The 13,320-nt window shown below is 68.5% G+C and carries 9 protein-coding genes; 5 read left to right on the forward strand and 4 right to left on the reverse strand.

The genetic code is table 11. The annotated features are described in order from the left end of the window. Positions 1 to 221: 221 nt before the first annotated feature. Entirely contained in the window at positions 222 to 1,613 is a 1,392-nt protein-coding gene (locus EJ105_RS01795) for a nucleobase:cation symporter-2 family protein (RefSeq protein WP_250165074.1), read from the forward strand. Positions 1,614 to 1,801: 188 nt separating this feature from the next. On the opposite strand, the gene EJ105_RS01800 is transcribed toward EJ105_RS01795, so the two are convergent. After that, entirely contained in the window at positions 1,802 to 2,728 is a 927-nt protein-coding gene (locus EJ105_RS01800) for a LysR family transcriptional regulator (protein ID WP_024277214.1), read from the reverse strand. 130 nt (positions 2,729 to 2,858) lie between these two features. Between EJ105_RS01800 and EJ105_RS01805 the strand changes: the two genes are divergently transcribed. Both EJ105_RS01805 and EJ105_RS01810 read left to right on the forward strand, forming a co-directional pair. Beyond that, positions 2,859 to 4,082 carry a urate hydroxylase PuuD gene (locus tag EJ105_RS01805; protein WP_250165075.1) on the forward strand — a complete coding sequence of 408 codons (1,224 nt, stop codon included), beginning with the start codon at positions 2,859 to 2,861 and terminating at the stop codon, positions 4,080 to 4,082. Between the two features lie 73 nt (positions 4,083 to 4,155). Next, positions 4,156 to 5,394, forward strand: coding sequence for an ArgE/DapE family deacylase (locus EJ105_RS01810; protein WP_250165076.1), 1,239 nt, complete (start codon positions 4,156 to 4,158; stop codon positions 5,392 to 5,394). A gap of 72 nt (positions 5,395 to 5,466) precedes the next feature. On the opposite strand, the gene yihA is transcribed toward EJ105_RS01810, so the two are convergent. The 3 genes from yihA to EJ105_RS01825 all read right to left on the reverse strand — a co-directional run bounded on the left by yihA (position 5,467) and on the right by EJ105_RS01825 (position 9,045). Then, positions 5,467 to 6,123: a ribosome biogenesis GTP-binding protein YihA/YsxC gene (gene yihA / locus EJ105_RS01815; protein ID WP_029556830.1), complete on the reverse strand. Its 657-nt coding sequence runs from the start codon at positions 6,121 to 6,123 to the stop codon at positions 5,467 to 5,469. 69 nt (positions 6,124 to 6,192) lie between these two features. Continuing rightward, positions 6,193 to 8,391, reverse strand: coding sequence for a transglycosylase domain-containing protein (locus tag EJ105_RS01820; protein ID WP_250165077.1), 2,199 nt, complete (start codon positions 8,389 to 8,391; stop codon positions 6,193 to 6,195). A 186-nt stretch (positions 8,392 to 8,577) separates the two neighbouring features. Next, positions 8,578 to 9,045, reverse strand: coding sequence for a hypothetical protein (locus EJ105_RS01825; protein ID WP_250165078.1), 468 nt, complete (start codon positions 9,043 to 9,045; stop codon positions 8,578 to 8,580). A 131-nt stretch (positions 9,046 to 9,176) separates the two neighbouring features. On the opposite strand from EJ105_RS01825, the gene EJ105_RS01830 reads away from it, so the two are divergent. Both EJ105_RS01830 and mnmA read left to right on the forward strand, forming a co-directional pair. Beyond that, a complete protein-coding gene (locus EJ105_RS01830; RefSeq protein WP_250165079.1) occupies positions 9,177 to 11,981 on the forward strand; it encodes a [protein-PII] uridylyltransferase in 2,805 nt (934 codons plus the stop codon). A gap of 154 nt (positions 11,982 to 12,135) precedes the next feature. Beyond that, positions 12,136 to 13,317, forward strand: a complete 1,182-nt coding sequence (gene mnmA, locus EJ105_RS01835; protein WP_250165080.1) for a tRNA 2-thiouridine(34) synthase MnmA — start codon at positions 12,136 to 12,138, stop codon at positions 13,315 to 13,317. Positions 13,318 to 13,320 lie beyond the last annotated feature (3 nt).

A 13,320-nucleotide genomic window follows, 5' to 3' on the forward strand; every position in this document is an offset into this window, starting at 1 on the left:
GCGCGGCAGCATAACCCGCGCCGGGTGGATCGATTTTCCAAAAAAATCGGAAGATATTTCGATTACCACACGTATTTCCCCGGCTCGGGAATTGATCTCCAATGAGGCATGCCGATGCGTTGGGCAGTGCCCGTTCGGAGCCGCGCCGGAGCGTTGCCGTCGCCAACAAATTTGAAGAACGCCCTTCCTGATTTCGACCGCTCTTCCTTTGGGGGAACCAGATGTCACAAGCCGTTCATCCCGTAGACGAAATCCTGCCGGCGCCGAAACTCGCCGCGCTCGGCCTCCAGCATGTCCTTGTCATGTATGCCGGCGCGGTCGCGGTGCCGCTCATCATCGGCCGCGCGCTCAAGCTGCCGCCGGAGCAGGTGGCGTTCCTGATCTCGGCCGACCTGTTCGCCTGCGGTCTCGCGACCCTGGCCCAATGCCTCGGCTTCCTCGGCGTCGGCATCCGCCTGCCGGTGATGATGGGCGTCACCTTCGCCTCGGTCGGCCCGATGCTGTCCATGGCCAACGATCCCTCCATCGGCATCCTCGGCATCTATGGCTCGGTCATCGCCGCCGGCATCTTCGGCATCGTCGTCGCGCCCTTCATCTCGCGCCTGCTGCCTCTGTTCCCGCCGGTGGTGACGGGCACCATCATCATGGTGATCGGCATCTCCCTGATGCGGGTCGGCATCAACTGGGCCGGCGGCGGCATTCCCTTCCTCACCCAGACCATCGACGGCAAGGTGGTGCAGGTCGCCAATCCCAACTACGCCCAGCTCCAGGGCCTCGGCATCGCCCTGTTCGTGCTGCTGGTGATCCTCGCCTTCATCCGCTTCGGCAAAGGGTTCGTGGCCAATGTGGCGGTGCTGCTCGGCATCATCGCCGGCGCGATCCTCGCCTCGGTCATCGGCATCATGCACTTCGAGAAGGTGGCGGCAGCGCCGTGGTTCGACGTCATCCTGCCGTTCCACTTCGGCATGCCCACGTTCCACCTCGTGCCCATCATCACCATGTGCATCGTGATGATCGTGGTCATGATCGAGTCGCTGGGCATGTTCCTCGCCCTCTCCGACATGACCGGCAAGCCGGTGGACGAGAAGGCGCTGGCCCGCGGCCTCAGGGCCGATGGCGTGGGCACGCTGCTCGGCGGCATCTTCAATACCTTCCCCTACACCTCCTTCTCGCAGAACGTGGGCCTCGTCGGCGTCACCGGCGTGCGCTCGCGCTGGGTGACGGTGACGGGCGGCGTCATCATGCTCGGCCTCGGCCTGATGCCGAAGATGGCCGCGCTGGTGGAGGCGGTGCCGCAGGTGGTGCTGGGCGGCGCGGGTCTCGTGATGTTCGGCATGGTGGCCGCCACCGGCGCGCGCATCCTCACCGGCGTCGATTTCAAGACCAACCGCAACAACCTCTTCATCGTCGCCATCGCGGTGGGCTTCGGCATGATCCCGCTGGTGTCGCCCAACTTCTTCAAGGCGCTGCCGCATGAGCTGCACCCGCTCCTGGAGAGCGGCATCCTGCTCTGCGCCATCGTCGCCGTGGCGCTCAACGTGTTCTTCAACGGCGTGAAGAAGACCTCCACCGAGGAGATCGTCGCCGCCGCCAAGCAGGCCGAGGCGCACTGATGGTGCCATCGACATCGGTCTGCGACCGATGTCGAGTGGGCCACGCACTCAACTCGGGTGTTCCCGAGTTGAGCCGGTCAAGGACGGGTTCCGGCTTCCGCCGGAGCCCGGCGCCGCGCGGGTGTTTGGCGTTGCTTTCGCTCAGGCGCCGCGCGGGCTTCAGGGGAACCATCGGGACGCGGGCCGGCTCAGGCCGGCAGCCGCTCCCCGATCTTGGCCAGCTCGCGGGCGATGTAGCGCCGGCCCTGATCCACCAGCATGTCGGCGAAGGCCTTCACCTTCAGCGGCACCAGCTGGCGGGCGGGGTAGAGCACCGCCAGCGTCGCCGGCTGGGGCGGGTTCTTCTCCAGCAGCGGCACGAGGCGGCCGTCCGCGAGGGCGTCCGCCACCTCGAACCGCGGCTTCACCACGATGCCGCGACCCTCGACGGCCCACACGGTGAGCACGTCGCCGTCGTCGGCCTCCAGATGGCCGGTGACGGGAACGGCGAGGTCCCGGCCCTCGTCGGTGAGCATCCAGCGCAATTCCCGAAGGCTCGCGAACCGCAGGAGGAGGCATTGATGGGTGAGCAGATCCTGCGGCCGCTGCGGCACGCCGGCCCGTTCCAGATAGCTGGGTGCGGCGCACACAATGCGCTCGACCTGCGCCACCTTGCGCATGATCATGCTGGAATCCTCGAAGGTGGCGAGGCGCAGCGCCACGTCGATGGATTCGGCGATGAGGTCGAGGGTATGTTCCGACAGGCGCAGGCGCACGTCGATCTCGGGATGGGTCTCCTGGTAGCGCGCCGCCACCTGCGCCACCAGCCGGCGGCCGAGATGGAGCGGGGCGGTGACGCGCAGCGCGCCGCGGGGCAGGGCGCCGAGTTCCGAGACGTTGCTCTCCGCCGCCTCGATGAGGCGCAGGGCCTCGGTGATCGCCTCGTAATAGACGCGCCCCTGCTCGGTCAGGCTCATGCGCCGGGTGGTGCGGTTGAACAGCCGGCAGCCGAGGTGCTTCTCCAGCATCTGGATGCGGTGGCTGACCACGTTGGCCGACAAATGCAGCCGACGCCCGGCCTCCGAGAAGCTCTCGCTCTCCACCGAGGCGACGAAGGCCTTCATGTTCTCCAGCACGCTTCGTCACCCCTCACCCGACGCCACAAGAACGATACCGATGCCGCGGGCCGGGGCCAATGGTCCCCGTCCGTGGGCGTGACAGGGGCCAATGCGCCCGCATCTTCCAGCCACGGGATCTGAAACGGCAATGGAACCCATCCTCCACGAGTACGGCAGCCTGCTGCTGCGCTGGACGCACATCATCGCCGGGATGGCGTGGATCGGCGCGTCCTTCTACTTCATGCACCTCGATGCCAGCCTGAAGGCGACGCCCGACATCCCCGCCGGCAAGGGTGGGGAGGCGTGGGAAGTGCATGGCGGCGGCTTCTACCAGGTGAAGAAGTATCTGGTAGCGCCGGATTTTCTCCCCGAGGAGCTGGGCTGGCACAAGTGGCAGTCCTATGCCACCTGGATCACCGGCTTCTTTCTGCTCATCTGGGTCTATTACTACCAGTCCTCGATCTTTTTGATCGATCCGGCGGTGATGAATTTGAAGCCCGTCACCGCCGTCGCCATCGGTCTCGGCGGGCTTGCGGCGGGGTGGATCGCCTATGACCAGCTCTGCCGCTCGAAGCTCGGCGACCAGCCGCTGGTGGTGGGCATCATCGTGTTCGCGGGCGTGGTGCTGGCGGCATTCCTGTACCAGCAGGTGTTCTCGCCCCGCGCGGCCTTCATCCATACCGGCGCGCTGATGGCGACCATCATGAGCGGCAACGTCTTCTTCGTCATCATCCCCAACCAGCACAAGGTGGTGGCGGCGCTGAAGGCGGGCGAGGTGCCGAACCCCTATTACGGCAAGACCGCCAAGCTCCGCTCCGGGCACAACAACTACTTCACTTTGCCCGTCGTCTTCCTGATGATCTCAAACCATTACCCGCTGACCTATTCCACGCCCTACGCCTTCGTCATCGTGGCGCTGGCGCTCGTGGCGGGAACGGTGATCCGCTATTTCTACAATGAGCGGCACGCCGGGCGCGGCGACAAGGCGTGGTGCTGGCTGGTGGCGGCCGTGTGCCTGATCCTCGCGATATTCATCTCGGCCACCACCACCCCCGCCGGCCGCATGGCGCTGGGCCTGCCGCCGCTGGTCTCTCCGGCCTTCGCGAAGAGCGGGCCGGCGGTGGGCGTGCCGGTGGATGTGCAGAACATCGTCATGGGCCGCTGCGCCATGTGCCACGCCGCCGAGCCGGTCTATGAGGGCTTCGCCATCGCGCCGCGCGGCATCCTCCTCGACACGGAGGAGGCCATCTACAAGAACCGCAAGCTCATCCTCGTCCAGGCCGGCTTGAGCCACGCCATGCCGCCCAACAACATCACCGAATTGTCCGATGAGGATCGGGCCATGTTGAAGGAATGGGCTTCCGGCAAATAGACCGCATCCTCCTAGAACCCTAAAACGAGAGAACCGGCGGGCTGCGGCCCGCCCCAAGAACAAGGAAGACGTCATGTCCACCGCCGACGCCGACACCCTCCGCAGCCTGATCGCCGAGCGCGCCGAAGCGCAGCGCCAGTTCCTGGCGGAGCTGGTGAAGGTGCCTTCCGACAATCCCCCCGGCGATTGCGCCCCCCATGCGGCGCGCGCCGCAGAGCTGCTGGAAGCCCTCGGCTACACGGTGGAGCGCCATGCGGTGCCGGCCGACCGGGTGAAGGCGGCGGGCATGGTCACGGCCACCAACCTCATCATCCGCCACCGCTTCGGTGCAGAGGGAGACGCGGGCCCGGTGGTGGCGCTGAACGCCCATGGTGACGTGGTGCCCCCCGGCGAGGGCTGGACCAAGGACCCCTACGGTGCCGAGGTGGTGGACGGGCGCATGTATGGCCGCGGCGTCGCCGTCTCCAAGTCCGATTTCGCCACCTATGCCTTCGCCCTCGACGCCCTCAAGCGCTCCGGCCTGCCGCTCAAGGGCACGGTGGAACTGCACTTCACCTATGACGAGGAGATTGGCGGCGAGGTGGGGCCGGGCTGGATTCTGGAAACCGGCCTCACCAAGCCGGACTATGCCGTCTCGGCCGGCTTCTCCTATGGCGTCGTGGTGGCCCACAACGGCTGCCTGCACCTCGAAGTCGAGGTGATCGGCAAGTCGGCCCATGCCGCGCTGCCCTTCACCGGCATCGACGCGCTGGAGGGCGCGACCCATATCCTGACGGCGCTCTACGCCTATCGCGACACGCTGCAGGCGAAAGTCTCAGATGTGCCCGGCATCGGCTCGCCGCAGCTTACGGTGGGTCTCATCTCCGGCGGCATCAACACCAATGTGGTGCCCGATCGCGTCACCTTCCGCCTCGACCGCCGCATCGTGCCCGGCGAGAACCCGGAACAGGTGGAGGCCGAGGTGCGTGGCGTCATCGCCAAGGCGCTGGAGGGCTCGAAGGCCAAGGCCGAGGTTCGGCGCATCCTCATCGCCCGCCCGCTGGTGCCGGACGACAGGGCCATGCACCTCGCCGGCGTCATCTGCCGCAACGCCTCGGCCGTGACCGGCGAGGAGGTGAAGACCACCGGCGTGCCGCTCTACACCGACGCGCGCCTCTATGCCGAGGCCGGCGTGCCCGTGGTGCTCTACGGCGCCGGCCCGCACACCATCGAGGAGGCCAACGGCCACCGGGCGGACGAGAATTTGCTGCTCTCCGACCTCGACAAGGCGACGCTGGTGATCGCGCTCACGGTTGCCGATCTGCTGGCCTGAGCCCTTTTGGCCTCGGTCTTTGACCGAGGCCAATCGGTTTTCGCAAGATCACGCTCAAGCGCCGCGCGGGCTTCAGCCCTGCTCGGCGAGAAGCTGCGCCACCGCCGCGCGCAGCTCCGGGAAGCCCTGCCCGGTGTTGCTGGAGGTGGGAAAGATCTTCGGATAGGCCGCCGGCCTCCGGCGGATCTTGTCTTCCACGCCGGCGATCACCGAGGGCAAAGCGCTCGGCTTCACCTGATCCACCTTGGTGAGGATGATGGCGTAGGAGACGGCCGCCTTGTCGAGGAGGTCGAGGATCTCCTCGTCCACCGGCTTGATGCCATGGCGGGAATCGATGAGCACGAAGACGCGGGCGAGGTTCACCCGGCCGCGCAGGTAATCCTTGATGGTGCGCGTCCAGGCGTCGACCTTCTCCTTCGGCGCCTTGGCGAAGCCGTAGCCGGGCATGTCCACAAGGCACAGCTCCGGCCCCACCCGAAAGAAGATCAATTCCTGCGTGCGCCCAGGCGTCACCGAGGTGCGCGCCAGCGCCTTGCGGCCGGTCAGCGCATTGACGAGGGAGGACTTGCCCACGTTGGAGCGGCCTGCCAGCGCGATCTCCATGCCCTGCATGGGCGGCAGCACCTCGACGGTGGGTGCCGCGGAGACGAACTGCCAGTCGCCGGCGAACAGCAGGCGGCCGGGCTCGAGATAGGGATCGGCGTCGGCGGGGGAAGGGGTCTCGGTCATGACGCCTTATCCTAGAGCCGGACGGCGGGCGCAAGGCGGGAGCGCTCGTGGCGCGGCGCGCGCCTCCGGCTACCGCCGGCCCTGGCCGAGGAAGGTTTCTGCAAACCAGCGGTCCAGCGTCATGGGCGGCTCCTGCTGGGGCGGGGGCGCCGGCATCTGGCCCACCACGGCCGACGGACGGTCGTCGGGCATGTCGGCCGGCGGCAGGTAGGTGGCGCCCGGCTGGCCGTAGCCGTTGCCGCCGAAGCCGTAGGATCTGAGGCCGCCCGGAAGCTCCGCCACCGGCACGCCCTGGTGCGCCGCCTTCATCACGCGGCTCCAGATCTCCACCGGCAGGTTGGCGCCGGAGGCCTTCTTGGTGGGCGAGGAATCGTCGTTGCCGAGCCAGACCGCCGTCACGTATTTCGCGGTGTAGCCGACGAACCACGCGTCGCGGTAATCCTGCGAGGTGCCGGTCTTGCCGGCCGCCTCCCAGCCCGGCAGGTCGGCGCGGCGCGCGGTGCCGGTGGCCAGCGTCTGGGTCATCATGTGGTTCATCATCGCCACATATTCGGAGGCGACGACGCGGCCCATGCCGGTGACGTTGCGCTCGTAGAGCGGCTTGCCGTCCGGCCCGATCACGCTGTCGATGACGTGGGGCATGACGCCGAGGCCCCCGTTGGCAAAGGGCGTATAGGCGCCCGCCAGCTCCAGCACCGACACTTCGGAGGTGCCGAGCGCGATGGAGGGGTTGGGGTCGAGGTTCGAGGAGATGCCCATGCGGTGGGCCGTCTGCACCACGGCCTTGGGGCCGAACTCCAGCACGAGGCGCACCGACACCGTGTTCAGGGAGAGCGCGAGCGCGGTGGTGAGTGTCACCGGGCCGCGATAGTCGCGGGTCGAGTTCTCCGGCCGCCAGCCCTTGAGCTGGATGGGCGCGTCCTCGCGCACGCTCTCCGGCGTCAGGCCGTGCTCGACGGCGGTGAGATAGATGAAGGGCTTGAAGGCCGAGCCCGGCTGCCGCCGGGCGGTGACGGCGCGGTTGTACTGGCTGTCCGCATAGGAGCGACCGCCGATGAGCGCCTTCACCCCGCCATCGGGGTCGAGCACCACGATGGCGCCTTGGCCGACGCCGTATTTGGTGCCGGATTTCGCCAGCGTGTCCTCCAGCGCCGCCTCGCCCGCCTTCTGGAGCGCGGGATCGATGGTGGTGCGCACGGTGACGTCGCCGGGCAGTTCGCCGTCGCCGAGCACGGAATCCAGCTGGTCCATCACCCAGTCGGCCACGTAGCCGGAGGAATCCGGCATGCCACTGCGCGCGAGCTGCGCCGGGCGCGCCTGGGCGGTGCTCGCCATGTCGGCGGAGATCATCTTCTGGTCGCGCATGGCCGCGAGGACCAGGTTGGCGCGGGTCTGCGCGCCCTTCAGGTTCCGGGTCGGGGCGAGGCGCGAGGGCGAATTGACGAGCCCGGCCAGCATGGCGGCCTCGGCCAGCGTCACCTGCCGGGCGGACTTGCCGAAATAGCGCTGGGCGGCGGCTTCCACGCCATAGGCGCCGGCGCCGAAATAGACGCGGTTGAGATAGAGGTCGAGCAGCTGGTCCTTGGTGAACTTGTGCTCCAGCCACAGGGCCAGCACCAGCTCCTGCATCTTGCGCGAGGCCGTGCGCTCCTGGGTCAGGAACAGGTTCTTGGCGAGCTGCTGGGTCAGCGTCGAGCCGCCTTGCCGGAGGCGCCGGGAGGTGAGGTTGGTGACGAGGGCGCGCGCGAGGCCTTCGGGATCGAGGCCGAAATGGCTGTAGAAGCGCTGGTCCTCGATGGCGACGAACGCCTTGGGCAGATAGGGCGGCAACTCGCCGATGGGCACGGCCACGCCACCCATGTCGCCGCGTGTGGCGATGGTCTTGCCGTCCGCCCCCTGCACGGTGACGGTGGGCGGACGCTTGGGGATCATCAGCGTCTGCATGGGCGGCAGCTTCGACGCCTCGTAGGCGATGACGCCGGCGAGGGCGAGCAGCGCCCACATGCCCAGGATGAAGCCCCATTTCACCAGCCGGAACACAAGACGCCCCCCTCCGCCACGGCGGGGCCGGCGGGGCGGCGGCTCGGAGCGGCCGCGGCGCGGGGCGGGATCGGGACGCATGTCGGGTTCCGCCTTGGCCTTGGGCCGCGCGGCCGGCTTGCGGGCGGGGCGCGGGGGTTCCGGGGGCGGTGCGGCGGAGCGGTCGCGCGGGTCGAGGCGGATGTCGAACAGGGATTCGGGCCGCTCCATGAGCGGCTCGCGCCTCATGCCGTCCCCCCGTCCCTGTGCGGTCATTCCAATTCCCGTCGCATAGCCGGCCTGCTCTCGGGCCGCGCGGCTCCTTCCACCACCAAAATGGGGCGAAGATCAGCCGCTGCGGCAGATGGTGCCCGCCTCACCTCAAGGAAGCGTTACGCCGCAAGCGTTTTCGCGGGAGGTCTTCAGGCGGATGCCTTACGGGCACTTGCTCCAGTAGCCCACGGTCTTCGCCGGCGTCGTGTAGAACCAGCAGGTATTCGGTGCCGGCGCCGGACCCACGAGCGGCGTGGCGAGGCCGCCCGGCAGCACGCCGAGCGGCGCGCCGGAGCCGGGCTGGGCGCCGATGGGCGTGTTGCTGCGGAATGGCGCGGGCTGGATGATGGGCGTGGGGTCTGCGGGCACCACCGGCTTCGGCGCCGGTAGCTTCGGCCTGGGCGTCACGACCGTCGGCGCGCGCGGGACGGTCGGGGCCGGCCGCACCACGGGACGCGGTGCCGGCCGCTGGGTCGGGGGAATGACCGCCGCTCCGCCCAGGATGGGCGTGCCCACACCCGTCGCGGCCATGGCACCGGCCGGCGCCAGCGCGATCCCCAGCGCCATTGCGCCGTACATCACCTTGCGGAATGTGTGGGCGGCCTGAGCGCGAAGCTGTCCGTACGGCATGTGTTCCATCACAGAAATATAGGTTCCGCTGCGGCCGATTCGAGAGCGACCAATGAACGCCGCTCGCGGCCGGGCGCTGATTGCGGTAAAGATGAAGGCTCCTGTCCTTCGTGCCTCCAGATCGCCGAGCAATGCCCACCGTCCGTTCCTCCAAGGTCAACCGCGTCATCGGCGAACCCTTCGAAGGCCAGGCCCTCAAGGCCGAGATCCGGGAAATCGCTTCCGCCCACAAGGGCCGCGACCTCGATTTGCGCAACGCCGTCGTCGCACGCCTCAAGAAGGGCATGCAGGAAGGCCGCGCCGCCGCCGAGCGCCTGCTGCTGGAAGACGGCTGCGGCCGCTGCTGCGCCATGCGCCTCTCCGCGCTGCAGGATGCGGTCATCTCCAGCGCCTATGAGGTGGCCACCACCTTCCTCTATCCGGTGGACAATCCCTCCCGCTCCGAGCGCATGGCGGTGGTGGCGGTGGGTGGATACGGCCGCGGCATGATGGCGCCGGGCTCCGACACCGACATCCTGTTCGTGCTGCCCTACAAGCAGACGGCCTGGGGCGAGAGCGTCGCCGAGGCCATGCTCTACATCCTCTGGGATCTCGGGCTGAAGGTGGGCCACGCCACCCGCTCGGTCGAGGAATGCCTGCGGCAGGCCCGGGCCGACTTCACCATCCGCACCTCCATTCTCGAAGCCCGCTTCCTCGTCGGCGACAAGGCGCTGTTCGAGGATCTGGAGAAGCGCTTCGACAAGGAAGTGGTCGAGGGCACCGGCGCCGAATTCGTCGCCGCCAAGATGGCCGAGCGCGAGGATCGCCTGCGCCGCTCCGGCCAGTCGCGCTACCTCGTCGAGCCCAACGTCAAGGAGAGCAAGGGCGGCCTCAGGGATCTGCACACCCTCTTCTGGATCTCGAAATACGTCTACCGGGTGCAGACCGCGAGCCAGCTCGTCGCCAAGGGCGTGTTCACCCGCGAGGAGGCGAACCTCTTCAAGAAGTGCGAGGACTTCCTGTGGTCCGTGCGCTGCCACCTGCACTTCCTCACCGGCCGCGCCGAGGACCGCCTCTCCTTCGACCTGCAGCGGGAGATGGCGCTGCGCCTCGGCTATACGGAGCATCCCGGCCAGAAGGACGTGGAACGCTTCATGAAGCACTATTTCCTCGTGGCGAAGGATGTGGGCGATCTCACCGCCATCCTCTCCGCCGCGCTGGAGGAGCGCCACGAGAAGCCGGTGCCGGGCCTCAAGGGCATGGTGGAGCGCTTCCGCGCCGGCTCCCGACGCATCACGCTGAAGGACACGACGGACTTCATCCTCGACCATGACCGCCTGAACGTGGCGGACCCGGAGGCGTTCAACCGCGACCCGGTGAACCTCATCCGCATCTTCCACGTGGCCGACAAGCGCAACCTGGCGCTGCATCCCGACGCCAGCCAGCTCGCCGCCCGCTCCCTCGGCCTCATCGATGCGAGCGTGCGCGAGAATCCGGAGGCGAACCGCCTGTTCCTGGAGATCGTCACCTCCAAGGACGCGCCCGAGACGGTGCTGCGGCGGATGAACGAGGTGGGCGTGCTGGGGCGGTTCCTGCCGGAGTTCGGCAAGATCGTCGCCATGATGCAGTTCAACATGTACCACCACTACACGGTGGACGAGCACCTCCTGCGCTGCATCGGCATCCTCTCGGAGATCGAGCGCAAGGTGAACCCGGAGAACGGGCTCGCCAACGAGCTGATGGGCACGGTGAAGAACCGCAACCTGCTCTATGTCGCCCTGCTGCTGCACGACATTGCAAAGGGTCGCCCGGAGGACCATTCGGTGGCCGGCGCCCGCATTGCCCGCAAGCTCTGCCCGCGTTTCGGCCTGTCTCCGGTGGAGACCGAGACGGTGGCCTGGCTGGTGGAACAGCACCTCGTCATGTCCACGGTCGCCCAGTCCCGCGACCTCTCCGACCGCAAGACCATCGAGAATTTCGCCTCCGTGGTGCAGAACCTGGAGCGCATGAAGCTGCTCACCATCCTCACCACGGCCGACATCAAGGCGGTGGGGCCGGGCACCTGGAACGGCTGGAAGGCGCAGCTTCTGCGCACGCTTTATTACGAGACCGAGCCGGTGCTCACCGGCGGCTTCTCGGAAGTGGACCGGGGCAAGCGCGTCACCGCCGCCCAGTCGCAGTTCCGCTCGGCCCTCTCCGACTGGGACGACGAGAAGGTCGCCGCCTACGTGGCGCGCCATTATCCGCCCTACTGGCTGCGCGTGGACCTCGAGACCAAGCTGCGCCACGCCCGGTTTGTGGACGAGGCGGAGACGGCGGGCCGCTCCATCGCCACCCAGGCGTCGCTGGAGCCGGGCCGCGGCATCACCACGCTCACCGTGCTGGCGCCGGACCATCCCAAGCTCCTGTCCATCATCGCCGGCGCCTGCGCCGCGGCGGGCGCCAACATCGTGGACGCACAGATCTCCACCACCACGGACGGGCTGGCGCTGGACACCATCGCCATCCGCCGCGCCTTCGACCATGACGAGGACGAACTGCGCCGCGCCAACCGCATCCGGGAAGCGGTGGAGCAGGCGCTCACCGGCGAGGTGCGCCTGCCGGAGGTGATGGCCAAGAAGCTGCCCAAGGGCCGCCGCACCTTCACGGTGGAGCCCGAGGTGACGGTGAACAATTCCTGGTCGAACCGCCACACGGTGGTGGAGGTCTCCGGCCTCGACCGGCCGGGCCTGCTGTTCGCCCTCACCAACACTTTGTCGCGGCTCAACCTCAACATCGCCTCGGCCCATGTCGCCACCTTCGGCGAACGGGCGGTGGACGTGTTCTACGTCACCGACCTGATGGGCGCGAAGATCACCGGCGCCGCCCGCCAGTCCACCATCCGCCGCGCCCTCGTCTCGGTGTTCGAGGGGCCGGTGGAGGACGAGGAGCCGGCGCGCCGGGTGGCGCGGGGGTGACGGGGCGCCGCGGCGCGGACGGGAAGGCCGTTTTTTCGCCGCGCTCGCGTGGCTCAGATGCCAATCGTTTGCACCTTGTTTGCACTTGGCGACGGTGCGGCATACGTTCTGCCGCGCCTCCTTCCGACCCCACGGCCGAAAGCCGACGACCGAGATGACTGACGACCTCCTCCTCGATGCTTCCGACGCCGCCCGTGCCGATCGCGCGGCGACGCGCGTCGTGGTGGCCATGTCGGGCGGGGTGGATTCGTCCGTGGTGGCGGCCCTTTTGGCCCGCGCCGGCTATGACGTGGTGGGCGTCACCCTCCAGCTCTACGACCATGGCGAGGCGGCGCACCGGCCCGGCTCGTGCTGCGCGGGGCAGGACATCTATGACGCCAGCGAAGTGGCGCGCACGCTGGGCATCCCCCACTACGTGCTCGATTACGAAAGCCGCTTCCGCGAGGAGGTGATCGACCGCTTCGCCGCAAGCTATGCGGCCGGCGTCACGCCCATTCCCTGCGTGGACTGCAACCGCACCGTCAAGTTCCGCGACCTGCTCGCCACGGCGGAGGAGCTGGGCGCGCGCTATCTCGCGACCGGCCATTACGTGGCGAGCCGCGCGCTGCCCGGCGGCGGGCGCGCCCTGTTCCGCGCGGCGGAAGAGGCGCGGGACCAATCCTATTTCCTCTATGCCACCACGGCCGCCCAGCTCGACAAGCTGCGCTTCCCCCTCGGCGAGATGCAGAAGGCGGACGTGCGGGCGCTCGCGGCCGAGTTCGGCCTGCCGGTGGCGGAGAAGCCCGACAGCCAGGACATCTGCTTCGTGCCCGGCGGCGACTATGCCGAGGTGGTGCAGCGCCTGCGGCCCGAAGCGGGCGAGGCGGGCGACATCGTGCATCTGGATGGCCGGGTGCTCGGCCGCCACAAGGGCGTGCTCCATTACACCATCGGCCAGCGCAAGGGCCTCGGCATCGCCAGCCCCGAGCCGCTCTATGTGATCTCCATCGACGCCTCGCGGCGCGAGGTGCGGGTCGGCCCGCGCGAGGCGCTGGCGGTGCGGGCCATCTCCATGGCCGACGTGAACTGGCTGGGGGACATCCCCTTCGCCGCGGCGCTGGATGCCGAGGCTGAAGTTCATGTGAAGGTGCGGTCCACCCGTCCCCCGGTACCGGCGCGCCTCGGCCGCACGGCGGATGGCACCCCGGCCGTGCATCTCGCGCTCGGCGAGGAAGGCGTTGCGCCGGGGCAGGCCTGCGTGCTCTACGATGCCCCCGGCGCCGGTGCCCGCCTTCTGGGCGGCGGCACCATCGTGAAGGCGGAGCGGGTGGCGAAGGCGGTCGCAGAGGTCGCCTGAGGA

The organism is Xanthobacter aminoxidans, from assembly GCF_023571765.1.
Lineage (GTDB): Bacteria > Pseudomonadota > Alphaproteobacteria > Rhizobiales > Xanthobacteraceae > Xanthobacter > Xanthobacter aminoxidans.